This window comes from Arthrobacter rhombi, from assembly GCF_039526245.1.
GTDB classification, from domain to species: Bacteria; Actinomycetota; Actinomycetes; order Actinomycetales; family Micrococcaceae; genus Arthrobacter_H; species Arthrobacter_H rhombi.
The window spans coordinates 435,004-461,164 of record NZ_BAAAIV010000012.1; the positions used below are offsets into that span (position 1 = coordinate 435,004).

24 protein-coding genes are annotated in these 26,161 nt (G+C 67.8%); 11 read left to right on the top strand and 13 right to left on the bottom strand.

The window, feature by feature from the left end; translation table 11 throughout:
• Positions 1 to 47 precede the first annotated feature (47 nt).
• From ABD088_RS12670 to ABD088_RS12680, 3 genes are read right to left on the bottom strand one after another with little or no spacing between them, the layout of a single operon-like run.
• On the bottom strand, positions 48 to 941 hold the full coding sequence (locus tag ABD088_RS12670; protein WP_343902288.1) for an SURF1 family cytochrome oxidase biogenesis protein: 894 nt from the start codon (positions 939 to 941) through the stop codon (positions 48 to 50).
• Positions 942 to 945: 4 nt separating this feature from the next.
• Complete coding sequence (locus ABD088_RS12675) at positions 946 to 1,188, bottom strand: hypothetical protein (RefSeq protein WP_343902289.1); 243 nt, start codon at positions 1,186 to 1,188, stop codon at positions 946 to 948.
• On the bottom strand, positions 1,185 to 1,682 hold the full coding sequence (locus ABD088_RS12680) for a DUF3099 domain-containing protein (protein WP_343902290.1): 498 nt from the start codon (positions 1,680 to 1,682) through the stop codon (positions 1,185 to 1,187). The genes ABD088_RS12675 and ABD088_RS12680 overlap by 4 nt, the downstream gene beginning before the upstream one ends.
• Positions 1,683 to 1,803: 121 nt before the next feature.
• On the opposite strand from ABD088_RS12680, the gene fabG reads away from it, so the two are divergent.
• A complete protein-coding gene (gene fabG / locus ABD088_RS12685) occupies positions 1,804 to 2,529 on the top strand; it encodes a 3-oxoacyl-ACP reductase FabG (protein ID WP_343902291.1) in 726 nt (241 codons plus the stop codon).
• 142 nt (positions 2,530 to 2,671) lie between these two features.
• The gene (locus ABD088_RS12690) at positions 2,672 to 3,415 is read left to right on the top strand and encodes an SDR family oxidoreductase (RefSeq protein WP_343902292.1); all 744 of its coding nucleotides are present in this window, start codon (positions 2,672 to 2,674) and stop codon (positions 3,413 to 3,415) included.
• Positions 3,416 to 3,515: 100 nt separating this feature from the next.
• Here the strand turns inward: ABD088_RS12690 and ABD088_RS12695 are convergent, their stop codons facing one another.
• The gene (locus ABD088_RS12695; RefSeq protein WP_343902293.1) at positions 3,516 to 5,219 is read right to left on the bottom strand and encodes a VanW family protein; all 1,704 of its coding nucleotides are present in this window, start codon (positions 5,217 to 5,219) and stop codon (positions 3,516 to 3,518) included.
• A gap of 132 nt (positions 5,220 to 5,351) precedes the next feature.
• A complete protein-coding gene (serB, locus tag ABD088_RS12700; RefSeq protein WP_343902294.1) occupies positions 5,352 to 6,281 on the bottom strand; it encodes a phosphoserine phosphatase SerB in 930 nt (309 codons plus the stop codon).
• A 132-nt stretch (positions 6,282 to 6,413) separates the two neighbouring features.
• Between serB and ABD088_RS12705 the strand changes: the two genes are divergently transcribed.
• The 3 genes from ABD088_RS12705 to ABD088_RS12715 are packed head-to-tail and all read left to right on the top strand — an operon-like array spanning position 6,414 to position 8,838.
• Positions 6,414 to 7,205 (top strand): ABC transporter ATP-binding protein, encoded by a 792-nt coding sequence (locus ABD088_RS12705; protein WP_343902295.1) that lies wholly within the window; start codon positions 6,414 to 6,416, stop codon positions 7,203 to 7,205.
• Between the two features lie 14 nt (positions 7,206 to 7,219).
• The gene (locus tag ABD088_RS12710; RefSeq protein WP_343902296.1) at positions 7,220 to 8,014 is read left to right on the top strand and encodes a sulfite exporter TauE/SafE family protein; all 795 of its coding nucleotides are present in this window, start codon (positions 7,220 to 7,222) and stop codon (positions 8,012 to 8,014) included.
• Positions 8,014 to 8,838, top strand: coding sequence for a TrmH family RNA methyltransferase (locus ABD088_RS12715; protein ID WP_343902297.1), 825 nt, complete (start codon positions 8,014 to 8,016; stop codon positions 8,836 to 8,838). Before ABD088_RS12710 ends, ABD088_RS12715 begins: the two co-directional genes overlap by 1 nt.
• Before the next feature lie 287 nt (positions 8,839 to 9,125).
• Here the strand turns inward: ABD088_RS12715 and ABD088_RS12720 are convergent, their stop codons facing one another.
• Positions 9,126 to 9,431: an EthD family reductase gene (locus ABD088_RS12720; RefSeq protein ID WP_343902298.1), complete on the bottom strand. Its 306-nt coding sequence runs from the start codon at positions 9,429 to 9,431 to the stop codon at positions 9,126 to 9,128.
• Positions 9,432 to 9,690: 259 nt separating this feature from the next.
• Here ABD088_RS12720 and ABD088_RS12725 point away from each other — a divergent pair, with 259 nt between their 5' ends.
• Entirely contained in the window at positions 9,691 to 9,945 is a 255-nt protein-coding gene (locus ABD088_RS12725; RefSeq protein WP_343902299.1) for a type B 50S ribosomal protein L31, read from the top strand.
• 58 nt (positions 9,946 to 10,003) lie between these two features.
• Here the strand turns inward: ABD088_RS12725 and ABD088_RS12730 are convergent, their stop codons facing one another.
• A complete protein-coding gene (locus ABD088_RS12730) occupies positions 10,004 to 10,333 on the bottom strand; it encodes a GNAT family N-acetyltransferase (RefSeq protein ID WP_343902300.1) in 330 nt (109 codons plus the stop codon).
• Between the two features lie 127 nt (positions 10,334 to 10,460).
• On the opposite strand from ABD088_RS12730, the gene lplAB reads away from it, so the two are divergent.
• Positions 10,461 to 11,567, top strand: coding sequence for a lipoate-protein ligase LplAB (gene lplAB, locus ABD088_RS12735; RefSeq protein ID WP_343902301.1), 1,107 nt, complete (start codon positions 10,461 to 10,463; stop codon positions 11,565 to 11,567).
• Here lplAB and pepN read toward each other — a convergent pair.
• From pepN to glgC, 3 genes are read right to left on the bottom strand one after another with little or no spacing between them, the layout of a single operon-like run.
• Positions 11,564 to 14,188 (bottom strand): aminopeptidase N, encoded by a 2,625-nt coding sequence (pepN, locus tag ABD088_RS12740; protein ID WP_343902302.1) that lies wholly within the window; start codon positions 14,186 to 14,188, stop codon positions 11,564 to 11,566. The genes lplAB and pepN overlap by 4 nt on opposite strands.
• A 36-nt stretch (positions 14,189 to 14,224) precedes the next feature.
• A complete protein-coding gene (locus tag ABD088_RS12745) occupies positions 14,225 to 15,703 on the bottom strand; it encodes an SDR family NAD(P)-dependent oxidoreductase (protein ID WP_343902303.1) in 1,479 nt (492 codons plus the stop codon).
• A gap of 45 nt (positions 15,704 to 15,748) precedes the next feature.
• Positions 15,749 to 16,990: a glucose-1-phosphate adenylyltransferase gene (gene glgC / locus ABD088_RS12750; RefSeq protein ID WP_343902304.1), complete on the bottom strand. Its 1,242-nt coding sequence runs from the start codon at positions 16,988 to 16,990 to the stop codon at positions 15,749 to 15,751.
• Positions 16,991 to 17,093: 103 nt separating this feature from the next.
• On the opposite strand from glgC, the gene glgA reads away from it, so the two are divergent.
• A complete protein-coding gene (gene glgA, locus ABD088_RS12755; protein ID WP_343902305.1) occupies positions 17,094 to 18,302 on the top strand; it encodes a glycogen synthase in 1,209 nt (402 codons plus the stop codon).
• Positions 18,303 to 18,368: 66 nt separating this feature from the next.
• Here glgA and ABD088_RS12760 read toward each other — a convergent pair whose 3' ends face one another.
• Both ABD088_RS12760 and ABD088_RS12765 read right to left on the bottom strand, forming a co-directional pair.
• Complete coding sequence (locus ABD088_RS12760) at positions 18,369 to 20,480, bottom strand: acyl-CoA dehydrogenase family protein (protein ID WP_343902306.1); 2,112 nt, start codon at positions 20,478 to 20,480, stop codon at positions 18,369 to 18,371.
• Positions 20,477 to 21,247 (bottom strand): TetR/AcrR family transcriptional regulator, encoded by a 771-nt coding sequence (locus ABD088_RS12765; RefSeq protein ID WP_343902307.1) that lies wholly within the window; start codon positions 21,245 to 21,247, stop codon positions 20,477 to 20,479. The genes ABD088_RS12760 and ABD088_RS12765 overlap by 4 nt, the downstream gene beginning before the upstream one ends.
• 64 nt (positions 21,248 to 21,311) lie before the next feature.
• Here ABD088_RS12765 and ABD088_RS12770 point away from each other — a divergent pair, with 64 nt between their 5' ends.
• Genes ABD088_RS12770 through ABD088_RS12780 form a run of 3 tightly spaced genes read left to right on the top strand, consistent with a single transcriptional unit; the run spans position 21,312 to position 24,852 of the window.
• Positions 21,312 to 22,640, top strand: a complete 1,329-nt coding sequence (locus tag ABD088_RS12770; protein WP_372710457.1) for an acetyl-CoA C-acetyltransferase — start codon at positions 21,312 to 21,314, stop codon at positions 22,638 to 22,640.
• Between the two features lie 2 nt (positions 22,641 to 22,642).
• A complete protein-coding gene (locus ABD088_RS12775; RefSeq protein ID WP_343902308.1) occupies positions 22,643 to 23,980 on the top strand; it encodes a 3-oxoacyl-ACP reductase in 1,338 nt (445 codons plus the stop codon).
• The gene (locus tag ABD088_RS12780) at positions 23,977 to 24,852 is read left to right on the top strand and encodes a MaoC/PaaZ C-terminal domain-containing protein (protein WP_343902309.1); all 876 of its coding nucleotides are present in this window, start codon (positions 23,977 to 23,979) and stop codon (positions 24,850 to 24,852) included. The genes ABD088_RS12775 and ABD088_RS12780 overlap by 4 nt, the downstream gene beginning before the upstream one ends.
• Here the strand turns inward: ABD088_RS12780 and ABD088_RS12785 are convergent.
• Complete coding sequence (locus ABD088_RS12785; RefSeq protein WP_343902310.1) at positions 24,849 to 26,126, bottom strand: glycosyltransferase; 1,278 nt, start codon at positions 26,124 to 26,126, stop codon at positions 24,849 to 24,851. The genes ABD088_RS12780 and ABD088_RS12785 overlap by 4 nt on opposite strands.
• Positions 26,127 to 26,161 lie beyond the last annotated feature (35 nt).

Below are 26,161 nucleotides of genomic sequence, written 5' to 3' on the forward strand. Positions count from 1 at the left end.
TCCCGGCATTGCCGGGAGCCCGCTGTGCGTGGTGAACCTTGGCGTTCCTAGCGGCGGGACTGGTCCTCGAACCTGTCCAGGTAGGCGTCTTCGAGTTCCTCGTCCGTCGGGGCGTCACCGCGCCGGCGCGTGGGCCGCTGCCGCGGGGCCCGGTAGGCGGAATGGATGACTTCCACGCCGGCCGCCTTGGCCTCGGCGGCTTCCTGGGCGTCCTCGCGGTTGATGCGCGCCTGTTGGCGCGCCGCGTAGCCCAGCCCCACGAAGGACAGGACGCCGAAGGCGAACCACTGCAACGAGTAGGACATGTGGTTGCCGGTATCCACGGACGGACGTTCCAGCGCAGTCGGCATGGTGGCCACGGACGGCTGCTCGGAGGCGAGGACGCCATAGGCGCCGGGGGCGACGGGGTAGCCGAGCATGTCCGCGACCCGGGGGAGCTCCACCGAGGCAATCTGCCCCGCGGGGGCGGACCGCGATACCGCGGGCTCGCCGACCTTCAGCCGGGCGGTGACCTGCACCGTTCCCTCCGGGGGAGCGGGGACGTCATCCGGGCGGCCTGCCGAATCATCGCCGATGGGGAGCCATCCGCGGTCGATCATCACCACGGTGCCCTCCTCGGTGCGGAACGGCACCAGCACCTCGTAGCCGGGGGCACCGTTATCCGGTCGGTTGCGCACGATCAGGGTGTCCTGGGCGAGATAGGTACCCGTCATCTTCACGGGAGTCCAGGCCTTCTCCTCTGGGAGCGACTGGAAGTAGGGGCGCGCCTGGGTGAAGGACAGGGGCGTGGCGTCATAGTTGGCCTCGACCCGTGAATTGTCGGCCTGTGCCTCGGCGAGCCGGTTCATCTGCCACCGGCCCAGTCCCACACAGGCGGCCGCGAAGATGCAGACCAGCAGCAGCCAGCCGAGCCAGCGCGTGCTGGCCAGGAATCGGTACACGGGGTCAGCCCTCCTGGGCGTCGTCGGACAGGGGGAGCGCTTCCTTGAACAGGCCGCGCTCACTCAGATAGGTCGTCAACCAGTCGCGATGCCCCTCGCAGGCCAGCCAGGTCTTCCGCCGCTCCGGGGTATGGATCCGGGGGTTGTTCCAGAGCAGCCGCCAGGCAGCCGGCTCGCGGCACGCCTTGCGGGAGCAGGTCGGGATGGCCGGGCCCTCGACGCCTGACAGCTGGTCGAAAATGCTCATCCGCGGTGGTGTTCCCGTCCGCGGTGGGCCCCGGGGGCATCGCCGGGCGCGGGCTCCTCGGGGGTGTACCACTCGCCGGGCAGCACCTCGGATTCGGGCTCCGCCTGGGCTGGGGTGGCCTCCGGGCGCCCGGGCTCCTGGCCGGCGGGGGCTTCCTGGCCGGCGGCGCCCGGCGCGGGGCCACTGGTCAGCGCGGAGGGGGGCTCGGCGTCGTAGTAGTTGCCGGCGCTGCGCTTGTCCAGATTGGTTCCACTGGCGTTGGCGAGGATCACGGCAAAGTACGGCAGGACGACGGCCAGCACGAGCATGACGACCTGTATCCAGCCGTGCACGAAGAAGGCCGCGATGAAACAGGCCAGGCGCACTGACATCGAGACGGTGTACTTGATGGTGCGGGAGCGCATGTCGGCAGAGCGTGACTCATCGGCATCGGTGATCCGTTGCGGATGGCCCGCGGTGGGCTGCGCGTGGGGGTGCTGGGGATTCTGGCTCATGATTCTTCCGTCGGCTGCCCCTCCATTGTCTCACCACCGCCTCGATCCGCCGAACCCACGCGCGGATCGGCCCGTGGATAGACTGGTGCCCAGAACATCGACCATCCGACGTGGAGGACCCATGACCGAAAACGCCCAGCACACCGCCCGCAGCGTCCTGATCACCGGCGGCAACCGGGGGATCGGCCTGGCCATCGCCCGGGCCTTCGAGGCCAACGGCGACCAGGTGGCCATCACCTACCGCAGCGGGGAGGTCCCCGCAGGCCTGCTGGGCGTCCAAGCGGACGTGACGGATACCGCATCGATCGATGCCGCGTTCGCCACGGTGGAAGCCGAACACGGCCCCGTCGAGGTGCTCGTCGCCAACGCCGGGATGACCCGCGACATGCTGTTGCTGCGCATGAACGAGGACGACTTCTCCTCGGTGCTGGATACCAACCTCACCGGCGCCTTCCGTGTGATCAAACGCGCCTCCAAGGGCATGATCCGGGCCCGCAAGGGCCGCATCGTGCTGATCTCCTCGGTGGTGGGCCTGTTGGGCTCTGCCGGCCAGGTCAACTACGCGGCCTCCAAGGCCGGTCTGGTGGGCATGGCCCGCTCGATCACCCGGGAACTGGGATCGCGGGGGATCACTGCCAACGTCGTCGCACCGGGATTCGTGAACACCGATATGACGGCGGAACTGCCGGAGGCCACCCAGAAGGAATACCTCGCGAGCATCCCGGCGGCACGCTTTGCGGAGTCCGACGAGGTGGCCGGAGTGGTGCGCTGGCTGGCCAGCGACGAGGCAGCCTACATTTCCGGCGCGGTCATCCCGGTCGACGGCGGATTGGGCATGGGCCACTAGGTCCTGGCCGCACGAAATTTGTGGCTTCCCTACAACTGCACGACGCCGGCCCGGCTGGCAAGATGGAGGGGAGCGCCCGCGCTGCGGGCACCTTTTTGCAGCATTCCCACAACTCCGGGGCTGACCCGGACTAGGAGCATTCATGACCGATCTCTCCGGCAAGACAGCCATCGTCACCGGTTCCTCGCGCGGCATCGGCGCCGAGGTGGCCAAGAACCTTGCGGCCGAGGGGGCGGCAGTCGTCGTCAACTACCGGCAGAAGGCACCGCGGGCCAACAAGATCGTTTCCGGCATCACCGAGGCCGGTGGCCGGGCCGTCGCCGTCGGTGCCGACCTGACCTCGGACGAGGGCGCGCAGGCGTTGGTCGACGCCGCGCTCGAGAACTTCGGTTCGCTGGACATCCTGGTGCTCAACGCCTCCGGCGGCATGGAAGCGGACCTGGGTGAGGACTACGCGTTGCGGCTGAACCGTGATGCGCAGGTCAACATGCTGCGCACCGCCGCCGCTGCCATGCCCGAGGGATCCCGGGTGGTGTTCGTGACCAGCCACCAGGCGCACTTCATCGATAAGACGGCCACGCTGGACGCCTACGAGCCGGTGGCACGGTCCAAGCGCGCCGGAGAGCTGGCGTTGCGGGAGGAGATCCCGGCACTGGACGCCAAGGGCATCTCGCTCGTCGTCATCTCCGGGGACATGATCGAGGGGACCGTCACCGCCACGTTGCTGGATCGCGCCCAGCCCGGCGCCATCGAGGAACGCCGCAAGGCGGCCGGCAAGCTGCTGACCGTGGCGGAGTTCGGGGTCCAGGTGGCTGCCATGGCCACCGCCGAGGTGCCGACCGGGCACACCGAATACGCCGGCGGTGCGGGACACTTCCTGGACTAGGTTCCGCGCCCCGTTCCCCGACGAAAAGAGGCGTTCCCGCCGGCAACCTCCTGCCGGCGGGAACGCCTCTTTTCGTGGGCTCCGGGGGGACCGGGGGCGGTTACTTCTTGTTCGGGTCCTTGCCGCAGACGATCTTGTTCCACGGCTGATAGGTCCAGTGCAGGCTGTCGTGCAGCGTTTCGGAGCCGGAGGTGCGGGTGCGCTTCACGTCCACGGTGAAGCCCTTCTGGCCACCGGATTCGGGCACGCACTTCTTGGCGTCATTGTAACGCGTCGTGGGATTCGTCTGGTTGTAGTGATCCGACGTCGTGGAGGTCACCGTGTACTTCTTGGTGCCCCAGAGCCGGGTGTGGACGCGGTCGCTGGAGACCCACGCCTGGATCATGACCGCGTGGCCGGTGTTGTTCTTCCAGGCCATGTCGATCTGCCCTTCCCAGAGCGTGGATTCACGCCCGGCAGGATAGCGGTCGAACCAGCGGCTGTGCGGACGGTGCGCGATGTTGTCCATGCCGCCGAGCCAGCCGACGTTGAACAGCTGGGTGGAGATCTGCGAGAGACCGCCGCCGACTGCGGTGCTCGAGAACCCGTCCTCGACCACACCCGACTCGAAGTAGCCGTTGGCCACCGTGATCGGCGCCAGCGCCTTGGTCAGCGAGAAGGTCTCGCCGGGCATGACGATCAGGCCGTTGAGTTTGGCCGATCCCGCCCGCAGGTTCTTGGTGCGGACCGAGTCGTACGTGGGGTAGGGGCTGGAGAACTCGACGATCTCCTCCTTCACGCCCAGGGCCTTGGCCTTCTTCGTCGTCAATTCGGGCTCGGTGACCTTCAGGTCGATGGTGGCGGTGCGGTCCTTCGTGGTCGCCGCGGCCAGGACCTTGTCGGAGAGTTTCGCCGTGTCGACGCCGTGGCCCTCGACGGCCGGCACGATGCTCGGCTTGCCGCCGCTCAGGACGATCTGGGCGTCCTTGGCGGTGGAGGCCATCTTCGGGTTGGCCTGCAGCAGCTGCTGCTCCAGCTTCTTGTTGTCCAGCTTCAGGGTCACCGCCCCGTCGGCCACCGTGAACCCGGCGGCCTGCGCCAGCGTTTGCGGTGACAGCTGGGCCTTGAGCTTGCCGGCAACGACGGTGACGTCACCGTCCACCAGGGGTTTGGCCTGCTCGTCGCGGGCCTTTTCGAAGGCGGCCGCCGGGGTCTTCGGTTCCACCGCGGTGGTCTCCACCTCGATCGGCTCGGTGGCACCAAACCACGCGCCCTTGATGCTGCTGGCGGTTGCGTCGACGTCGATGCCCTGCCCGGTGGTCGGGGCGGTGTAGTCGACTGCTGCGTCCTTGAACGCGATCTTGCCTTCGCTGGCCTTCGCCTCCAGCTTCGGCCGCAGGGCCTCGACGGCGCTCTGGAGCTGGTCCTGGTTGTCGGTGAGGACGGGCTCGATGGATTCCCCGCCCGTGACCCGGTGCCACAGCACCACGGGATTGAGCGTGTAGCCGGTCTGCCCGGCCAGGGTCGCATCGACGTCGACACCGAATCCTGCCTGTGCGGGAACCAGCTCGGCCTTCTTCTTTCCGGCGGCGACCGTGATCGGTTGGCTGGCCAGCGGGTCGAGCTGGTCATGGAGGCGGGCCGCGGCCTGCGAGGCGTCCAGGCCGCCGATCTTCACGCCGTGCACGCTGGCGTCCTGGGGGATCTGGTCCCCGACCAGGGCTGCGCCACCGGCATATGCTCCGGCCAGGACGACGACGGCGCCTCCTCCGATCAGCCAGCCCTTGAGCTTCCTGCCGCTGCGTTGCTTGTCCTGCGTTTTCACCCGCACCTGCTCCATGTCCGTGTCAATGGTGGCGCGTCACACCGCGCACACCTGTTGCATCCTAGCGCCGTGGGCTGGGGTCATCCTGAAGATCTCGGCAGCGTTTCCGAGGTAGTTATGCAATCGTCATGATCAAACACCCGCGAGGTGGCGCACGATGTCCAGACGCGGCACGTCGATCGCCGCGTCGGCTGCGGCACGCAACGCCGGTTTCGCCCGGTAGGCAATACCCAGCCCGGCGGCCCGGACCATCAACAGGTCATTGGCCCCGTCTCCGGCGGCGATCGTGTGCTCCAGCGGGATGCCCGCGTCGGCAGCCCAGCGGCGCAGGCAGGCCTCCTTGGTGGCGGCGTCGACCACGTCCCCGGTCACGGTCCCGGTGAGCAGGCCGTCGGCGGAGGAGAGGTCGTTGGCCACGGCGAAATCCAGGCCGAGCTCCTCCGCCAACGGGGTGAGGATCTGGATGAATCCTCCGGAGACCACACCCACCAGGTGCCCGGCCGCATGGAAGGCCTCCACCAGTTCGCGGGCGCCCTCCGAGAGCACGACGGCGGCACGCACCTCATCGATGACCCCGGCATCCAGCCCGGCCAGGGTGGCCACCCGGGCGTGCAAGCTGCCGGCGAAGTCCAGTTCGCCCCGCATGGCCGCTTCGGTGACCGCCGCGACCTCGGCCTCGCGGCCGGCATGGGCTGCCAGGAGCTCGATGACCTCCTGTTGGATGAGCGTGGAATCGACGTCCATGACCAGCAGCTTGCGCGGGGCCTCGATGAGCGTTGCGGCCACGAGTGCATGTTCGGCGCCGTCACCTCGCAGCTCGGCGACCAGTGCGGCCCCCGAGGTCTGCAGCGGATCCCGAGCATCCGCCGTCGTGCCCCCTGCACCCGGTGTGTGGGACACAGCGCGTCGGGTTCCTGCGTAGCCCGGCCCCTCGAAGGTGGTGCAGTCATGCACCGCAAAGCCGTGGGAGGCCAGGACGGCGTCGAGTGCGGCGGCATCCAGCCGGGACGAGGGCGCATCGTCGAGACGGTGGTGGGATACGAGGTAGGCGCAGATCTCCATGGGGGTGATTCTTTCGTGCCGGGGCCCGGGCGCGCCAGTTCGCGTCGGCCGGTGGCCCGCTGTGCGACGCGGCCGGGGGCACGCGAGCCCACGTTTGGTTGATCATGGCGGTGTTGCCTTAGGGTTTTGACCATGAATGATGTGCTTTCCTTTGCCGGAATCGACGTGGTCCGGGGTCAGAAGAACCTCCTGACGGGTATCGACTGGCAGGTGAAGGACGATGAGCGGTGGGTTGTCCTGGGCCCGAACGGTGCGGGAAAGACCACGCTGTTGCAGATCGCCGCGGCGCGCATGCACCCCACGCGGGGCACCGCTTCGATCCTCGATGAGACCCTGGGACGCGTCGACGTGTTCGAGTTGCGTCCGCGCATCGGGCTGTCCTCCGGCGCCCTGGCCTCCCACATCCCCGCCCACGAAACCGTATTGAACACCGTGGTGACCGCCGCCTATGGCACCACCGGTCGGTGGCGCGAGAAGTACGATCCGATGGATGAGCGGCGGGCCTTCACCCTGTTGCATGACTGGGGCATGTCCACGCTCATCAACCGGAAGTTCGGTTCCCTGAGCGACGGCGAACGCAAACGCGTGCAGATCGCCCGCGCCCTGATGACCGACCCGGAACTGCTGCTGCTGGACGAGCCCGGAGCCGGCCTGGATCTGGCTGGCCGCGAGGACCTGGTGGCGCGCCTGTCCGAGTTGGCGGCCGATGAGGAGGCCCCGGCGATGGTCCTGGTGACCCACCACCTCGAGGAGATCCCGCCGGGGTTCACCCACGCCCTGTTGCTGAACGAGGGATCCATTGTCGCGGCGGGTCCGATCGGGGACACGCTCACCGAGGCCAACCTGGCGGGCACCTTCTCCATGGACCTCGCCCTGCGCGTGGACGCCGGCCGGTACACCGCCGTCGCCCGCCACGGCGCCTAGGACCGCCGCCGCCCATGGATCTGTGGAGGGAACTGCTCGTCGGCTTCGCCGGCCTCTGGGCCGGGACGATCAACACCATCGTCGGCTCCGGATCGCTGGTGACCTTCCCCGTGCTGGTCGCACTGGGGTATGCCCCGGTGAACTCGATCATCTCCAACGCCATGGGGCTGGTGGCCGGCGGGTTCTCCGGTGCCTGGGGGTACCGTCGGGAGGCACGCAGCGTCCCGAAGACCATGCTGAAACTGCTGCCGGCCTCGCTGCTCGGTGGCATCCTCGGGGCGTTCCTGTTGCTGCACCTGCCCGAATCCGTGTTCGGGTACGTGGCACCGGTACTCATCGCGATCGCGGTGCTGCTGGTCATCTTCCAGCCCCGCCTGGCCCGCTGGGTGCGGGAGCGGCAGGTCGGCGGGGAACTGCGTCCGACGCACGCCGATGAGCAGAAGCTCCCACCACTGGTCTACGTCCTGGTTTTTCTGATCGGCGTGTACGGCGGCTACTTCACCGCGGCGCAGGGCATCCTGCTCATGGCAGTGCTCGGGATCTTCTTCCACGGTTCGCTGCAACAGTCCAACGCCATCAAGGTCATCCTCTCGCTGGTGGTCAACCTCGTCGCCGCGGTTTCCTACCTGCTCTTCGCCTTTGACCGGATCAACTGGCCGATCGTGGCGCTGATCGCCGTCGGCTCGCTCATCGGCGGCTTCATCGGCGCCAAGGTGGGCCGCAAGCTCTCGCCCCTGCTGCTGCGCGGATTCATCGTGGTGCTGGGCCTTGTGGCGCTGGTGAACATGATCGCCAAGCTGGTCAACTGATGCCGGTCATCGAGTTGGAATCCTCGGCCGACCCGCGGGTCGCCGACTACGTGGCCCTGTCCGACGCCGCCCTGCGCCAACGCACCGATCCGGGCCGGGGGCTCTACATCGCCGAGAGCTCCAAGGTCCTGCGCCGGGCGCTGGCCGCAGGACATGTGCCGCGTTCGTTCTTCCTGGCCCCCAAATGGCTGGACGGCCTCTCCGACGTCCTCGACGCCTACCCCGAGGTGCCGGCCTTCGTCGGGGCGCCGGGCATGCTGGAGGAGATCACCGGATTCCACCTGCACCGTGGTGCCCTGGCGGCCATGAACCGGCCCGCCCCGGTTCCGTTGGCCGAGGTGATCGACGGGGCCCAGGCCAACTCGACACCGGGGCGCTCGAGGATCGCCATCTTTGAAGACATGGTCGATCACACGAATTTGGGGGCGGCCTTCAGATCAGCGGCTGCCATCGGGGTCAACGCGATCCTGATCAGCCCGCGCTGCGCCGATCCGCTGTACCGGCGCTCCATCAGGGTTTCCATGGGAACCGTCTTCCAGATTCCCTGGGCGCGGATCGACTCCTGGCCCGCCGACATCGATGTGCTCAAGGAAGCCGGGTTCACGCTTGCGGGGATGACCTTGGGGGAGGGCGCGATCACCCTGGACGAGCTGGCTGCCGAGGACCATCAGCACTTGGCGTTGGTGTTTGGTACCGAAGGAGACGGACTGAGTGAGCCCACGGACCGGAAGCTCGATCGGCGCGTGACGATCCCGATGATGGGTGGAGTCGACTCGCTCAATGTCGCGGCGTCGGCCGCTGTTGCCTTCTACGCGACGAGATGACGGGCCACTGAGAACGGCGCTCAGGGGGCAGATCTTCAGGCGCGCTTTTCTTCCTCTCGAGGAATCACCGGTGCAGTGGAATCCACGGTGTCCCGCGACCCGCTGTTCGATCACCGCCATTAGTCCACCCCCGGCAGCCAGAGCCAGCAGCGGAATAATTGCCGCGCGCCCCCGAGGGACCCTGTGGCCCAATTGCTGGCCAGGCGGAAGGCGGCGGGCCCGTGGGTTCCGTTCCAGCCCGACGCGCTGAGGGCGCTGCCGTCCGCCAGGTTCACGACTACTGGTATTTAGCCGATCTGCGGGGTGACCGGGTAATCCAGCATCACGGCACCCCCAGTTGCGTAGTTGGGCACGTCTGCCTGGACGGCTTGGCCTTCCGGTGAACTCAGCGCGGCAACCATGTCGGCGTGGCTGGAAAAATCACCTTCGAACACCGCGAAGTACGGGGATCCGTCGCCGGTGACTGCAAGTGAATAGCGTGAGGCCTTCAGGCCCGGGAGCTGCGCAGCCAAGGGTAGATGTTTGTTGATGTAGTGGTCCTCGAACACCGCGCGGTCCGTGGGCTCGGGGTACAGAACGAGTAATTTATGCATGAGCGTGGATCCTTTCCGAAAACCTCGCAGGTGATAGCTGACGACCCTAACCCAAGACCGCAGGTGAGATCCATCACTCTCGGCGCATGCCGCGAGGTGGACCGCGGCTGGGGGTCGGGAACTGCGCCCCCGCTGAGCGCGGCGATTTCCGTCGCTGTCCGGCCGTGGGCTATAGTAAACAGTCGGTTCCGTGTCGAACGGAACGACGTACCCGTATGGCTGCTGGCAAAATCCAGGGGCTCGAGCAAAGGTTTACAACATGAAGTCCAACACGCACCCGCAGTACGCGCCGGTCATCTTCAACGACCTCGCCTCCGGCGAAAAGGTCCTGATCCGCACCACCGCCACGTCCAAGAAGACGGCCGAGTGGGAAGATGGCAACACCTACCCGATCATCGACGTCGAGATCTCCGCTGCCTCGCACCCGTTCTACACGGGCAAGCAGCGCATCATGGACTCGGCCGGTCGCGTCGAGCGCTTCAACGCCCGCTTCAAGGGCTTCGGTAAGAAGTAGGCACGGGCTTCATGTCCCAGGGGACCCTTCGGGGTCCCCTGCGTCGTTAACGAGCGGTTCAGTCGAAGAGGGCCATGTGCGCGCTGCCCACCGGGTCGATGTGCTCGGCGAAGTCGTCGTGCGTCGTGGTCCACTTCTTGACGTAGGGGCACATCGGCACGACACGGAAGCCCGCGTCCACTGACTGCCGGACGGCTTCGCGGGTCAACGTCGAGGCCAGGCCCCGGCCACCGAAGGCATCGTCGATGACCGTGTGGTAGAGGATGCGTTGCGGTGTTCCGTCATCCTCGGTATCACGGTAGGACGAGGACCCCGCAGTCTCCCCGTCCACGGTGATGTCATAGCGGTGCTTGGTGGTATTGAGTGTGACGTCGATGGCTTCGGCCATGATGGCTCCTTCGGGTGGCTGTCGCTGGCGGTTTGATGGTGGGGTTTCCGGCCGCGCGTCAGGCCGGACGGCGCTCATGCCCGCCAGTGTAGCCCGGGGGAGCGCCGGCAGTTACTAGGATGGGTGCATGCCAGTTGATGATGCAGCACCCCGCGAAGCCAGCCCCTACACCCACCACGGCGAATACAAGGTCCCCGGCGGCAAGCTCGTTGTCGCCGACCTCGAGGTGGCCGACATCGGCCCCGACGCACGGATCGTCCGGGCCAACATCAATGGCGACTTTTTCCTCGAACCCGACGAGGCGCTGGACGACATCAACTCGGCCCTCGTCGGACTGGACGCGGCCTCACCCCACTCGAGCATCCGCGACGCCGTCGACGCGGCGGTGGACGATGACGCGGTCATGTTCGGCTTCGATCCTGCTGCCGTGGCGACCGCGGTCCGCCGGGCCCTCGGACATGCCACCGGGTGGGAAGACCACGACTGGGAAGTCATCGGCCCGCGGCCTCTGCCCATTGCGGTGAACGTCGCGCTGGATGAGGTGATGACACGTGAGGTCATGGAGGGCTCCCGCCGTCCCACCCTGAGGATCTGGGACTGGAACGAGCCCGCGGTGGCGATCGGCAGTTTCCAATCCGTGCGCAACGAGATCGACCCCGAGGGGGCGGCCCGGCACGGGGTGACCGTCGTGCGCCGGATCAGCGGCGGCGGGGCGATGTTCATGGAGGCCGGCAACTGCATCACCTATTCGCTCTACCTCCCGGCATCGCTGGTCGACGGCATGAGCTTCGCCGATTCCTATCCGTTCCTCGATGCCTGGGTCATGGAATCGCTGCAACGCCTGGGGGTGGAGGCCTTCTACAAGCCGCTGAACGACATCGCCACCCCGCAAGGGAAGATCGGGGGAGCGGCCCAGAAGCGCTTCGCCGGCGGCGCTGTCCTGCACCATGTCACGATGAGCTACGACATCGATGCCGACAAGATGACCGACGTGCTGCGCATCGGCAAGGAGAAGATCTCCGACAAGGGCATCGCCAGCGCGAAGAAGCGTGTCGACCCGCTCAAGCGCCAGGCAGGCATCCCACGCGCGGAGATCATCGAGACGATGATCTCCACGTTCGCCGCGCGCTACGGTGCCACCCGGACGGAGATCGGGGAGGCGACGCTGGAACGGGCCGACCGGCTCGCCGATGCGAAGTTCCGCACCGACGAGTGGTTGAACCGGGTTCCCTAGACGGCTGCCTGCCCGCGCAGTGCCCGTGCCAGCTGGTCCCGCTGCTCGATGATGATGCGCCGCAGGGCCCGGGGTGCATCGGCGTTGGACTCCAGCCAGGCATCGGCGGTGAACAGGACCGGGTGGGAGGCCGGGCCCTCCGGGCCGAGGTCCTGGTCGCCGGGGAACAGCCCCTGCACGGTCCGGGTGGCCAGCCCGATGCTCCGCTCGGCCCAGATCCCCGCCAGTGCCGGCCAGTAGCGCTCATAGTATGGGTCGGTGAGTTCGTGCGTGCCGACCAAGAAGCCATCCACTGTCGCGGTGAGCACGTCGTTGGACAGGGCGAGCCCATCGGCCCCGACACCGGTCAGGGCCGCATCAAACGCTGCACCCTTGACCTCCGCCGCGGGACGGGCTGCCATCGCCAGGGCGTGGCCCACGGAGGCGACCGCTGACGGGTGGCCCGCCCGCTCGGCATCGAGTGTCGCGGCGTCGGCGTGGCCACGCGCTGCGGCGGCCTGCAGCAACGCCCAGCGCAGCTGCTCGTCCACGGTCAGGCCAACGACCGGAGCCGAACCGTCCAGCAGGCCGGCGGTGACCTCGTCCAGACCACCGTGGCGGGCCAGCCCCGCCAGCCGCCGGGCAAACGCGACCTGCGCATCGGAACCGGGCTCGGCACCGAGCAGGAACCCGTGGACGGCACGCGCCAACGCCTCCTGCTCGGTCTGCCGGACCGCCGGCGGGCAGTAGCGCCGCACCGCGGATTCGGCCTGGTCCAGGATCATGGTCAGCACACCCACGTCGGTGATGGTGTCCACATGCCGGCGCACTGCCTGCAGGAACACCGGCGCCGGGAGGACCGCGTCGCGGACCATGGACCAGAGAGCTGCCCAGGCGGTGGCACGGGCCAGCGGTTCGGCCAACGATCCCAGGTGCTCCAGCAACACCGCCAGGCTGCCGTCGTCGAACCCGACCTTGGCGTAGGTCAGATCCCCGTCGTTGGGCAGGATGAGCGCGGGACGCGGTGCGCCCACCAGCTCGGGGACCTCGGTGCGGGCACCGGAGACGTCCATCCGGAAGCCGCCGGAGCGCTCCAGGGCGCCATCGCGCAGGTCGAAGGTCCCCAGACCCAGCGTGTGGGGGCGGACGGCGGAGGCACCCGTGGTGGGGTCCACGCCCTCCTGGACGATGACCGCAGAGGTGATGATCCCGTCGCCGTCCTCCTCCAGCTCCACCCGCAGCGAACCCACGCCCGCGGTGCGCAGCCACGCATCCGCCCACGCACCCATATCCCGGCCGGACGCCTCCTGGAGCACCGCGAGGAAGTCGGCCAGCGACGTGTTGCCGAATTCGTGCCGGCGGAAGTATGTGCGGGCCGCTGCGGTGAACGCCTCCCGTCCCACGAATGCATCGAGCTGTTTGAGCACCGAGGCGCCCTTGGCGTAGGTGATGCCGTCGAAGTTCTGCCGGGCGGCCTCCAGATCGGGGATGTCCGCGACGATGGGGTGGGTGGTCGGCAACTGGTCCTGCACGTAGGCCCACGCCTTGCGGCGGTTGGCGAAGGTGACCCAGGCGGTGTCGAAGCCGGTGGCCTCGTCGACGGCCAGGGTGCCGATGAAGTCGGCGAAGGACTCCTTCAGCCACAGGTCATCCCACCAGCGCATGGTCACCAGGTCGCCGAACCACATGTGCGCCATCTCGTGCATGATCGTGTTCGCCCGGCCCTCATACTGGGCCTCGGTGGCCCGCGAGGTGAAGACATAATGTTCGGTGAAGGTCACCAGTCCGGGGTTTTCCATCGCGCCCAGGTTGTATTCGGGGACGAACGCCTGCTCGTACTTGCCCCACGGGTAGGGGTAGTCGAAGAGCTCGTGGAAGAAGTCCAGCCCCTGCTTGGTGGTGGCGAACAGGGCGTCGGGGTCGAAGTGCGGTGCCAGCGAGGCGCGGCATGTCAGGCCCAATGGGACCTCGAGCGTGCTCCCATCGGCCAGGGTGCGGTGCCACCTGTCGGTGACGTAGTGGTAGGGGCCCGCCAGGATCGTGGTGATGTACGTGGACATCGGCAGGGTGGTGGCAAAGCGGCTGGTCGCGGTGCCGTCGCCGTGGTCGGTGCGTTCGGCGATCGACTGGTTGGAGGCCACATGCCAGCAGGCGGGGGCGGTCACGGTGAACGTGAACGGCGCCTTCAGATCCGGCTGTTCGAACGTGGCGAACACCCGCCGGGCATCGGCCGGTTCGTACTGCGTGTAGAGGTAGGTCTGGCCATCAACCGGGTCCACGAACCGGTGCATCCCCTCACCGGAGGTCGAATACAGGGCAGTGCCGTCGACCTCGACGACGTTCTCCCCGGGCTCGGTGGTGACGTGGATCCGCGAGCCATCCACGGCGGTCTCCACCTCGAGCGCCCGTCCATTGTGCACGACGGCGGTGACCCCACCATGGATGGAATCCAGGAAGGTGGCCACACCACCTGCGGTGGCGGTGAAGGCCACCCGGGTGCGGGAGCGGTAGCCCGCCACGGAGGCGTCCGGGGCCCCACTCAGATCGAGGGCCACCTCGTAGGAGTCGAGGGCAAGGAGCCCGGCACGCTCGGCGGCTTCGTCGCGGGTCAGGTTCTGGTTCTGGGGCTGCTGGTTATCCACCCCACCATTGAACCATGAAGCAGGTGTTGCACATCACTACCAGGGGGAGGGCCGGTAGTCCTTGATGAAGCAACCGCGCAGGTCCTCGCCCGCTTCTCCGGCGACGATCGGGTGGTAGACCCTCGCAGCACCGTCGATGAGGTCCAACGGTGCGTGCCAGCCTTCGGCGGCGTGGCGGATCTTGGATTCGTGCGGACGCTCATCGGTGATCCAGCCGGTGTCCACCGCGGTCATGAGGATCCCATCGGTTTCCAGCAGTTCCTCGGCAGCCGTGCGGGTGAGCATGTTCAACGCGGCCTTGGCCATGTTCGTGTGGGGATGCCCTGCACCCTTGTAGACACGCGAGAACTGGCCCTCCATCGCCGAGACATTCACGACGTACTTGCGCCGGGATGCCGCCGCTGCCATCGCCGGGCGCAGCAGGCTGGCCAGCAAGAACGGTGCAGTGACATTGCACAACTGGACTTCCAGCAGTTCCAAGGCCTCCACCTGGCCCAGGTTCTGCGTCCAGCTGTTCACGGACACCAGGTCCGGGACGAGTCCGCCGGCATCGATGGCGGTCCCGGCGGCGATGCGTTCCAGCGATGCCGAACCCGCGGTCATGGCCAATTCAGCCAGGCGCTCGGGGGGCACGCCCATGGTCGATTCCAGCGCCGCAGTATCGAGGTCGAAGGCAGCTGCCAGTGCCTGCGGGTGGGCCTGCGGGGCAACTCCTGCACCCCAGACCTCGGGCCCGCCGTTGGCGGTCGAGAGCTCAGGGGCCAGCGGGCGCGCCTCCGCCTCGATGAGGTGTCGGTAGGCATTGCCGGAGCGGCGGACCGTCTGCGCCGCATTGTTGATGAGGATGTCCAAGGGGCCGTCGGCGGCCAGCCGTTCGGCCAGTGAGACCACCTGGGACGGGTCACGCAGGTCGATGCCCACGATCCGCAGCCGATGTAGCCAGTCACCACTGTCATCCAGCGCGGCGAAACGGCGCGCCGCATCGGCGGGGAAGCGGGTGGTGATGGTGGTGTGTGCGCCGTCGCGCAGCAGCCGCAACGCGATGTGCATGCCGATCTTTGCCCGCCCCCCGGTCAGCAGGGCCCGCCGACCGGTCAGGTCCACGCGGGCTTCGCGCCAATGCCGGCCGCTGGCCGCGCAGTCGGGGCAGAGCAGGTGGTGGAAGGCATCGACCTTCGTGAACGGCTGCTTGCAGATATAGCACTTGCGCGGCTGCCGGTACTCCCCGGCGCTGCCGTCGGCGGTGGCCGAGGAGAGGTCGAGTCCCTCGGTCTCGTCGTCCAGTCGGCTCGCGGCCCCCGTGGCGGTCCGTTCCATCACCTCGCGATCCGCGTCCAGGACTGCTTGGCGCGCTTCGGTGCGGCGGGCGCGCTTGACCTCCTTGAACATCTTCGCGGTGGCGCGGCGCACGGCGATGAACTGCTCATCGTCGTCGGGCAGCTGGTGGATGCGCTCCAGGACGCCCAAACAGGCGGCCAGGTCGTCGGGGGTGATGGGGGAGAAATGCTCAGTCATGACGGGAGAACTCTACCGCCTGCACCCACCGATCGACGATCCGGCCTACGCCGTGACCTCCTGCCCCTTGGCGAGGATGGTCAGGCCTGATTCGGTCACCGTGAAGCCGCGGGAACGGTCCAGGTCGGCGTCGACTCCGATGGTAGCCCCGGGGGGAACGACGACGTTCTTGTCGATGATCGCATGCTGGACCACCGCGCCGGCGCCGATGACGACGTTGTCCAGCAACACCGACGTGGACACCTTTGCCCCGGCGTCCACCCGCACGTCCAGGGACAGCACCGAACTGATCACGGTGCCACCGGAGATCACGACGCCGGAGGCCAGCAGCGAATCGTGCGCCTCCCCGGGGGTGCCGTCCTTGGCGCGGATCAATTTGGTCGGCGGCGAGCTGTGGTGGCGGGTGTGGATCGGCCACTCGTGGTTGTAGAGGTTGAATTCGGGGATGGGTGCCACCAGGTCCATGTGGGCGTCGTAGTACGACTCCAGGGTGCCGACATCGCGCCAGTAGCGCACGCGCCGCAGGTCTTCGCCGGGGACGGGGTTGGCGGAGAAGTCGTAGACCGCGCAGTCACCGCGTTCGACGAAGCCGGGGATGATGTCCCCGCCCATGTCGTGCTTGGTGTCCTCCCGATCGTTGTCGCTGCGCAGGGCCTCCAACAGGGCCGAGGTGGTGAAGATGTAGTTGCCCATCGAGGCGAGGAAGCTATTCGGGTCATCGGGCAGGCCCGGTGTGGAATCGGGTTTCTCCACGAAAGCGGCAATCCGGTCAGGGCGCGCCGGGTCGACCTCCACGACGCCAAATTGGTTGGCCTGGTCCAGCGGCTGGCGGACCGCGGAGACCGAGGCGGAAGCCCCGGAGGCGATATGCGCTTCCAGCATGGCGGAGAAATCCATCCGGTACACGTGGTCCGCTCCCACGACGAGGACGTAATCGGGTTTCGCGTCGTGGATGAGGTTCAAGGACTGGTAGATCGCGTTCGCCGACCCCAGGAACCAGTCCTTGCCCAGCCGCTGCTGCGCGGGGACGGAGGCCACGTAGTTGCCCAACTGGGTGGACATCCTCCAGGTTTCGGAGACGTGGCGGTCCAGGCTGTGCGACTTGTACTGGGTCAGCACGACCACTTGGAGGTAGCCGGAGTTCACGACGTTTGACAGCGCGAAATCGATGAGCCGGTAGCTGCCGGCAAACGGCACCGCAGGTTTGGCCCGGTCCGCCGTCAACGGCATCAGCCGCTTTCCTTCTCCGCCGGCCAAAACCACGGCGAGGACCTTCTGATGGGGCATGCCGACTCCCTTGACTTCGTTCCAACCCGGCGGGGGTGGGCCGCCGGCTTCACCTTGTGGGATCAGACTATGGCAGAACTCACGAAGCGACTACGTTGGTGGTGTGAGAGTCGACATTATTACCAAGGAATTCCCGCCGGCCATCTACGGGGGAGCCGGTGTCCACGTCGCGGAGCTGTCCCGCGTCCTGGCCCCCCTGGCGGATCTGCACGTGCACGCCTTCGGCGCCGAACGGGATGCCGACTACCACGGCGCAACCGTTGCCAGCTATGCCGAGCCAGCAGATCTGGCGGCAGGCAATCCGGCGCTGGCCACCCTGGGTACCGACCTGCGCATCGTCCCCGCGCTGGCAGGAACGGACATCATCCACTCGCATACCTGGTACGCCAACATGGCCGGCCACCTCGGTTCGCTGATGCACGGCGTACCGCATGTGCTCAGCGCGCACTCGCTCGAGCCGCTGCGCCCTTGGAAAGCCGAACAGCTCGGCGGTGGCTACGCGGTGAGTTCCTGGGCCGAGTCCACCGCGTATCACGCAGCCGACGCCATCATCGCCGTCTCGGACGGGATGCGGGGCGACATCCTGTCCGCTTACCCCGGGGTGGATCCGAACCGCGTCCACACCGTGCACAACGGCGTCGACGTCGAGGCCTGGCAGCCGGCCCCCCATCTGGATGACCTCCCCGGATTGGGGATCGACCCGGCCAAGCGCACCGTGGCCTTCGTCGGGCGCATCACCCGCCAGAAGGGGGTGCCGTACCTGTTGCGGGCCGCAGCACTGTTGCCCGCCGACGTCCAGCTGGTGCTCTGCGCGGGAGCCGCCGATACCCCGGAGCTCGCCGCCGAGGTGGCCGAACTGATCGGACGCTTGCGGGCGACCCGGGATTCCGTCGTGGTGATCGAGAGGATGCTGCCGCGCCACGAGCTGATCCAGGTCCTCACGCAGGCGACCGTGTTTGCCTGCCCGTCGATCTACGAGCCGCTGGGGATCGTGAACCTGGAGGCCATGGCCTGCTCCACCGCTGTTGTGGCCAGCGCCGTCGGGGGCATCCCGGAGGTCGTCGTCGACGGGGAGACCGGATATCTGGTGCCGTTGGAACAACTGCCCGATGCGTCCGGGACCCCGCGGGACATCGAACGCTTTGTGGGCGATTTCGCCGCCGCATTGAACCGGGCCTTGGAAGACACCGGCCGCGCAGCCGACATGGGGGCCGCTGGCCGGCGCCGTGCCACTGCCCAATTCAGCTGGGATGCCATCGCCGCCAGGACCCTGGAGGTCTACCAGGCGGCCATCGACGCCCACCGGAGCTGACCGGGCATGACGATGCCGGCGCCCCCTCGGGGACGCCGGCATCGTCATGCGTGAGGTCCGAGCCGGTCAGGCGCCGACCTTGCGGCCCTTCTTGGCTGCGGATTTCGCGGCATGGCGTTCTGCCTTTTCCGCTGCCTTGCGTTGGGCGACCAACACCTTCTCGTCCACAGGGGAGTCCGGCAACGCCCGCTGGCGCCGCAGGTACTCGGCGGCCTCGTTCTGTCGCTCGGCCTCGATGCCCGTCGCGACCTCCGCGCGCAGGTGCTCGGGGCCGTAGCCGAAGGCATCGACCAGATCCTGGGCGTGGGGACGCAGGCGGGCCAGTAGGCGGTTGATGTAGGGCCCCAGGGTCCGGGCCCGCTGGCTCGATAGCCGACCGTGCATCTGGTACCAGGCCAGGTCCTTCTCGATCAGCTGGAGGCCGAAGAGGTCACGCACCCAGGTCATGACCTGGCGCGTGTCGGCGTCCTTGATGTTCTCCAATGCTGCGGTGAAGGATTCCCAGAGCAGCAGTTCGCCGTGGGCGCGGGCCGCTTCGATGATCTCGTGCTGGTTCTCGTTGAAGACCCGGGCACCCTCGGCCTGCGGGAGCTTGGCTGCCCCACGCATGGCGTCGGCGACTTCGCCCACTGCCGTCCGGACACGATCGGTGAGCAGGTTGCGCTGCGTCTCGGCATCCTTGAGGAAGTTCGCCGAACGCTTCTCCGAACCGGTATCTGCCCACGTCTGGGCGAATTGACGCAGACCCGAGCGGTTGATCGCGACATTGCCGGCCTGGCGGACGACATAGCGGGCCAGGACGCCGGCATCGAGGTGGCGGAATTCCTGGGCATAGTCGGTCAGCAGGCGTTTGGCCACCAGTTGCAGCAGCACGTTGTTATCGCCCTCGAACGTCACATACACGTCCAGGTCCGCGCGCAGTGAGGTGAAGCGGTTCTTGGTGATGAACCCGGCACCGCCGCAGGCCTCGCGGCTTTCCTGGAGGATGTCCAGGGCATTCCACGTCGACGTCGGCTTCAGTGCTGCTGCGAGGGTCTCCAGGTCCTGGCGGTCCTCGTCGGTGTCCAAGGTGCCGGAGAAGACGCCGTCGAACTTCTCGAGCAGCGATTCGTGGGCGAAGGACATGGCGTAGGTGGTGGCGATGCGTGAAATCAACCGGCGCTGGTGGCGCTGGTAGTCCATGATCACTTCTTCCTGGATGTTGGAAGTGGCGTTGAACTGACGGCGCTGGTGGGCGTAGGTGACTGCGATCTGCAGGGCGACCTTCGACGCGGCGACCGCTGCCCCGTCCAGCGAGACGCGGCCCTGCACCAGGGTGCCGAGCATGGTGAAGAAGCGGCGGCCCGGGCTGGCGATGGGGGAGGTGTACTTCCCCGACGCGTCGACGTCGCCGTAGCGGTTCAGGAGGTTGGTGCGCGGAACCCTGACGTGGTCGAAGTGCAAGCGACCGTTGTCGATGCCGTTCAGGCCGCCCTTGAGTCCGTCGTCTTCCCCTCCGACGCCGGGCAGGAATCCCTTGCCGTCGCGGATGGGGACGTAGAGGGCGTGGACGCCGTGGTTGACGCCCTGGGTGATGAGCTGGGCGAAGACGACGGCGGCCTGGCCATGCTGGCCGGCGTTGCCGAGGAATTCCTTCCACGCCGCGCGGAACGGGGTGTGGATCTCGAACTCGTCGGTTTCCGGGATGTAGGTGGCTGTGGTGGCCACGCTGGCCACATCGGAACCATGGCCGATTTCCGTCATTGCGAAAGCGCCGGGGATTTCCATGTTCAGGATGCCGGGCAGCCACTTCTCATGGTGTTCCTGGGTGCCCAGGTGCATGACAGCGGAACCGAAGAGGCCCCACTGGACGCCCGCCTTGATCTGCAGGGAGGGATCTGCGGTGACCAGTTCCTCGAAGGCGGCGATGTTGCCGCCGTGGTTGTCGCTTCCTCCCAGGGACGGCGGGAACGCCCGCTGGATGGCGCCTTCGTCGACCAGCAGCGAGAGCTGCCCCAGGACGCGCTCACGGTGTTCGGCCATGGACTGGCCCTCCACCTTCTGGAATTCCTCGCGACCGGCGATGGCACGGGAAGCACGGCGCTCCTCGGCCCACTTGCCCAGGAGCTGTTCGCCAAGAGCGGCGACATCAATGCGGGGTTCCGGGCGGCCCGTTGCCGCCGTGTTCTGCTGGGTCACGATGTGTGCCTTTCCAGTTTGGTACTGCTTGTCTCAGTGGTGATGGAGGTGGTTGGTTCAGTGGCCTGTGGTGGGGGCGGACCGGCGGACCCTCCGGCAATGCCGAAGACCAGCCAGCCGGTGATGTTCCGGGTGAGCTCTTCCTCCGTGGGTTTGTCGGGGGAAGCCGTCGTGCGCAGCCAGCTTTCGCCTGCCGCACGGACCATGCCGATCGCTGCGCCGGGCCACAGGTTCAAGACGGTCGTGGCTTCATCACCCGCGGTGCGTTCACGCAGGTAGGCCTTCATGCGTTCCGTCATCATCTGCGTCAGTTCGGCGAAGAAGTCGTCCATCGGCTCGCCTGCTGTCGCTGTCCCGATGGACGCGTGGGGTTCCGCCGAGGTCCCGGTGACATAGAAGTAGACATTCGGTGAGGTCTGCGCCATGTGGAGATACGCCCTGACCATGGCCCGAAGTCCCGCTTGTTCGGTGGTTGCCGTGCGGGCGGCCTCGACGACCTTCGAGCGCATCTGGCCCACGACGATTTCGCCCATCGCGCGCCGCAACCCCTCCTTATCGCCGAAGTAGCGATAGAAGACCGATTTCGACGTACCGGCCGCGGCCGCGCAGTCTTCCATCGAGGCGTTGGGTCCGAGCCGGTGGATGACCGAGCGTGCGGCCTTGACCAGTTCGGTCCGCCGTTCCGCCCGATGGGCGTCCCATCGGGCGGAACGGCCGTCACCTGCCACGGTGGCCGTGGTGTCGGGGGAGATGCGGGAAGAGTTCACGATACCCAGCGTATCAGGTACGCTAGGTATCGGTAATCCACCTCACATTGTCAGGAGTCATTCCATGGCCGACCAGGCTACCCCCACCCAGGCATCGACGTCCGCCACCATGGGCCTGCGGCCCGCCGTGGTGATCGGCGGCAACCGCATTCCGTTTGCCCGTTCGGATGGCAAGTACTCGACGGCTTCCAACCAGGAGATGCTCACGGCTGCGCTCGACGGTCTCGTCGCGCGCTTCGGTCTGCAGGGACAGCGCATTGGCGCCGTCGCGGCAGGTGCCGTCCTGAAGCACTCCAAGGACTTCAACCTCGTCCGCGAATCCGTCTTGGGCACCGCGTTGGCCCCGACCACCCCCGCCTACGATGTCCAGATGGCCTGCGCCACCGGCATGGAAGCCATTGGGTCCCTGGCGAACAAGATCCGCCTCGGACAGCTCGAATCGGGCATTGGGGGCGGTGTCGATACGACCTCGGACGCGCCGATTGCCGTCAGCGAGGGCCTGCGCTCCGTGCTCCTCGAGCTCTCCCGGGCCCGGACCCTGCAGCAGCGACTGGGCGCCCTGTCGAAGTTCCGTCCCAAGGACCTGACCCCCAACGCCCCGGGAACCGGGGAACCGCGCACCGGGATGTCGATGGGCGACCACCAGGCCGTCACGACTGCCGCCTGGGGCATCACCCGCCAAGCCCAGGACGAATTGGCGCTGGCGAGCCACAAGAACCTCGCCGCGGCCTACGACCGCCACTTCTTCGATGACCTGATCACCCCCTTCCGCGGTGTATCGAAGGACACCAACCTGCGCGCCGACAGCACGCTGGAGAAGCTGGGCACCCTGAAGCCCGCCTTCGGCAAGAACCTCGGCGAGAAGGCCACCATGACCGCCGGCAACTCGACTCCGCTGACGGACGGCGCTTCCGCCGTCCTGCTGGGTTCCGAGGACTACGCCCGCGAGCACGACCTCCCCATGTTGGCCAACTTCGTGGACTTCGAAGCCGGTGCCGTTGACTTCGTCAACGGCGAGGAGGGCCTGCTCATGGCTCCGGCCTACGCGGTGCCGCGCCTGCTGGCGCGCAACGGCCTGACCCTGCAGGACTTCGATTTCTACGAGATCCACGAGGCCTTTGCCGGCACGGTGCTCAGCACGCTGGCCGCCTGGGAGGACCCGGAGTTCTGCGGCACCAAGCTGGGCCTGGATGCCCCGCTGGGCGCCATCGACCGCTCCAAGCTCAACGTCAACGGTTCCTCGCTCGCCGCGGGGCACCCGTTCGCCGCCACCGGCGGACGCATCGTGGCCACCCTGGCCAAGATGCTCCACGAGAAGGGATCCGGCCGTGGCCTGGTCTCGGTGTGCGCTGCCGGTGGGCAGGGCGTCGTCGCGATCCTGGAGGCACGCTGAACATGGCCGACAACTACCTGAAGCTCGTCAACACCGGGTTCACCAAGGAACTCGCGAAGTCCCTGGGTCTGCCCCGGCCGTCCATCCTGCGCCGCTACCGGAGTGGCCAGCCCCTGGTGCCAGGTCCCGTCGTCGTTCTCGGCGCCGGCATGGCAGCCCATGATCTGACCGAGACCCTGCTGGGTTGGGGACTGGATGTGCGCCGTCATGCCGGGGGATCCGAAAAGCTCGGTGCGCTGATCCTGGCCCTCGACACCGTGGAGGCACCGGGTGACCTCTCGGCCGTCGCCCTGGAGACCGGTGCCGCGTTGCGCAACCTGCTCCCGGGCGGGCGTGTGGTCACGATCTCGCGGCCGGCGGACGCCGCCGATGCCCCGGCCCGCTCCGCGGCACGCCACGGCGTCACCGGACTCCTGCGGTCCCTGGGACGTGAAATGCGTGGCGGGGCCACGGCCAACGGTATCCTCCTCGCCGAGGACATCCGCGCCGATGCACCGTCCGCCACCGCGGCCCTGCACTTCCTGCTGTCGGGCCGCAGCGCGTACGTCGACGGCCAGTTCCTGGCCATCGAGTCCACGCGTGGCGAGCTGCCGGCGGACTGGGACCAGCCGCTGGCCGGCAAGGTCGCCGTGGTCACCGGTGCCGCCCGCGGCATCGGCGCTGCCATCGCCCGGACCCTGCACCGTGACGGGGCCACCATCGTGGCCGTCGACGTCCCGCAGGCCGGGGACGCCCTGGCGAAGGTCGCCAACGAGGTCGGTGGCACCGCCCTGCAATTGGACGTCACCCGCGAGGACGCCGGCCAGATCATCCTGGACCACGCCCAGCAGCGTCATGGCCACCTGGACATCGTGATCCACAATGCCGGGATCACCCGGGACAAGCTGCTCGCCAACATGGATGCCGCCCGGTGGGACTCGGTCATTGCCGTGAACCTGGAATCCCAGCTGCGCATGAACGAGGCCTTCCTGGCGGCGGACCTGCCCGGACTGCGGATTGTCTCGCTGGCATCGACCAGCGGCATCGCCGGCAACCGCGGGCAGACCAACTACGCGGCCTCCAAGGCCGGGGTCATCGGCATGGTGGCCTCCACAGCGTCGGCCATGGCCGAACGTGACGGGGGCATCAACGCCGTGGCGCCGGGGTTCATCGAAACCGAGATGACCGCCAAGATCCCGGTCGCCACCCGCACTGTGGGCCGGATGCTCATGCCGTCCCTGATGCAGGGTGGGCAGCCGCTGGATGTCGCCGAGGCCATCGGGTTCCTCGCTTCGGACGCAGCCGGCGGCATCAACGGCCAGACACTGCGCGTGTGCGGGCAGTCGCTGGTGGGCGCATGAGCCGCCGCGAGGTCCGCCTCGCTGCGGTCCCTGCGCTGCCCCGGCTGTACGCCGAGGCACTGGGCAACCAGGTCCGCACGAAGCTGACCGGTTCCTCCGGTTCGCTGGTGTTGCCCGAGGTCGAGCACTGCGTGACCGGGGTCCGGGCGGAACTGCCCCGGCTGGAGGCGTACCAGCAGCTGGTGGGCGATACGGTGCGCGGCACGTTGCCCAGCGTCTTCGTCCACGGCACGGTCTTCCCCGTGGCCATGTCGGTACTGGCTGCCCGGGACTTCCCGCTGCCGCTGCTGGGCATGGTGCATCTATCCAACCAGGTCGAGCACCTGCGTCCGATCCGCGTGGACGAGACCCTGGACGTCCGCGCCTGGGCAGAGAAGCTGCGTGACCACCCTGCAGGCACCGCAGTCGATGTGGTGTGTGAGGCCAGTGTCGGCGGCGAGGTGGTCTGGGTGGGTACCTCGACCTACCTGGCCAAGGGGATCTGGGCGGGACAGCGTCCCGAGCGCCGCGGCGATCGTCCGGAATTCGTGGCACCGGTCCAGACCGGAGCCTGGCGCCTCGGTGCCGGTGCAGGGCGTGACTACGCCGCAGTGCTCGGCGACTACAACCCGATCCACCTCGGTGCCTTGCCCGCCAAGGCGCTGGGCATGAAACGCCAGATCGCCCACGGCATGTTCCTGGCCGGCAAGGCACTGGCCCAGACGGCCCCACGGGATGGCGGATACCACTGGGACATCGTGTTCGAGGCCCCGGTGCTGCTGCCCTCCACCGTCAGTTTCGGGGTGGCCAGCACCCGGAAGCTGATGTCCTTCCAGGGGTGGAACGCCCGATCGGGCAGGCGCCACTTCCACGGGGCGGTTCGTCCGCTCTAGGAATGATCCCGCGCATGATCGGCGGCGGCCCGGGCATAACTGTCCAGGGCCGCCGTTGCCGTATGTGCCCAACTGAAGGCCCGTGAACGCACGACGGCGGCGCTGCCCATCTTCCGCAGCTCGTCCCGGTGCGTGGCGGCATGGGCAATGGCATCGGCCCAGCTGCCGGCGTCCAGGTCGGCCACCAGCACTCCCGTGGAACCATCGGCAACACTGTGGCGCAGCCCGCCGACGTCGTGCGCCATCACCGGTGTCCCGCACGCTTGCGCCTCCATGGCCACCAGGCCAAAGGACTCGCTGTAGGAGGGTACGGCGACGACGTCGGCGGAACGGAACCACGCGGCCAGCTCGTCGGCCGGAGCTGGTGGCAGCCGGTGGGCGGTGTGCTCGAGGTGCTCGTCGCCGATCAGCCGCGCCAGATCCAGTTCCTTGGAGCCGCTGCGCGATCCGATGATCGCCAATTCGACGTCGATGTCCGGGCGCAGCCGTCCCAGCAGGCCCAGGGCGCGCAAGAGGATCTGCGGCCCCTTGAGTTTCTGGATGCGTCCGGCGAACGCAATGCGCAGTGGGTCCGCTGCAGGGCCCGGGGTATGCCCGGCATCGCCGAACCAGATCCGTGGCCCTTCGGGGCGGAAGACCTCCAGGTTCACCCCGGGGGCCACCAGGTCGATATGCGCGCGCGGTGCACCGTAGTCGGCCACCAGCTCGTCGGCCTCCGCAGCGGTGTTGGCAGTCAGCCGGGTGGCCCGTCGTGCCAGCACCGTTTCCGCCTCGACCCGGGAATCCGGTTCGTCCGCGTCCTGTTGCAGGCGGCGTTTGACCTTCGCCATGGTGTGCATCGTGTGGACCAGCGGCACGCCCCAGGCGCTGGCGAGCTCCAACCCGACGAGGCCCGACATCCAATAGTGGCTGTGCACGAGGTCGTAGCGGCCATATCCTCCGGACAGGATTCCGGCGGTGATCTGGGGAAGATAGGGGGGGAGTTCTTCCTTGGCCACCGGACCGTCGGGCCCCGCGGGAAGGTGATGGACCACCACCCCGGGGCCGACTTCCACTGCCCCCTGGGCGTGGGTACCCCGGGTGAACACATCGACGACGGAGCCGGCCGCGGCGAGGGCCAGGGCGACCTCCCGGACGTAGACGTTCATGCCTCCGGCATCGCCGGACCCGGGCTGGTCCAGCGGTGAGGTGTGCAGGCACAACATGGCCACGCGTGGACGCCACGGGAGGGCGCGGTGGGGCTGCTGGTCGGGAGAGTGGCTGGCGTGGGGCATCAAGGTCCTGGACGGGGGCGGCCGGTGTCAACCGG

Coding starts and splice junctions, on each gene's coding strand:
- ABD088_RS12675 (WP_343902289.1), bottom strand. CDS start 1,188: ATGAGCATTTTCGACCAGCTGTCAGGCGTCGAGGGCCCGGCCATCCCG.
- ABD088_RS12680 (WP_343902290.1), bottom strand. CDS start 1,682: ATGAGCCAGAATCCCCAGCACCCCCACGCGCAGCCCACCGCGGGCCAT.
- fabG (WP_343902291.1), top strand. CDS start 1,804: ATGACCGAAAACGCCCAGCACACCGCCCGCAGCGTCCTGATCACCGGC.
- ABD088_RS12690 (WP_343902292.1), top strand. CDS start 2,672: ATGACCGATCTCTCCGGCAAGACAGCCATCGTCACCGGTTCCTCGCGC.
- serB (WP_343902294.1), bottom strand. CDS start 6,281: ATGGAGATCTGCGCCTACCTCGTATCCCACCACCGTCTCGACGATGCG.
- ABD088_RS12705 (WP_343902295.1), top strand. CDS start 6,414: ATGAATGATGTGCTTTCCTTTGCCGGAATCGACGTGGTCCGGGGTCAG.
- ABD088_RS12710 (WP_343902296.1), top strand. CDS start 7,220: ATGGATCTGTGGAGGGAACTGCTCGTCGGCTTCGCCGGCCTCTGGGCC.
- ABD088_RS12715 (WP_343902297.1), top strand. CDS start 8,014: ATGCCGGTCATCGAGTTGGAATCCTCGGCCGACCCGCGGGTCGCCGAC.
- ABD088_RS12720 (WP_343902298.1), bottom strand. CDS start 9,431: ATGCATAAATTACTCGTTCTGTACCCCGAGCCCACGGACCGCGCGGTG.
- ABD088_RS12725 (WP_343902299.1), top strand. CDS start 9,691: ATGAAGTCCAACACGCACCCGCAGTACGCGCCGGTCATCTTCAACGAC.
- ABD088_RS12730 (WP_343902300.1), bottom strand. CDS start 10,333: ATGGCCGAAGCCATCGACGTCACACTCAATACCACCAAGCACCGCTAT.
- lplAB (WP_343902301.1), top strand. CDS start 10,461: ATGCCAGTTGATGATGCAGCACCCCGCGAAGCCAGCCCCTACACCCAC.
- ABD088_RS12745 (WP_343902303.1), bottom strand. CDS start 15,703: ATGACTGAGCATTTCTCCCCCATCACCCCCGACGACCTGGCCGCCTGT.
- glgC (WP_343902304.1), bottom strand. CDS start 16,990: ATGCCCCATCAGAAGGTCCTCGCCGTGGTTTTGGCCGGCGGAGAAGGA.
- ABD088_RS12770 (WP_372710457.1), top strand. CDS start 21,312: ATGGCCGACCAGGCTACCCCCACCCAGGCATCGACGTCCGCCACCATG.
- ABD088_RS12775 (WP_343902308.1), top strand. CDS start 22,643: ATGGCCGACAACTACCTGAAGCTCGTCAACACCGGGTTCACCAAGGAA.
- ABD088_RS12780 (WP_343902309.1), top strand. CDS start 23,977: ATGAGCCGCCGCGAGGTCCGCCTCGCTGCGGTCCCTGCGCTGCCCCGG.
- ABD088_RS12785 (WP_343902310.1), bottom strand. CDS start 26,126: ATGCCCCACGCCAGCCACTCTCCCGACCAGCAGCCCCACCGCGCCCTC.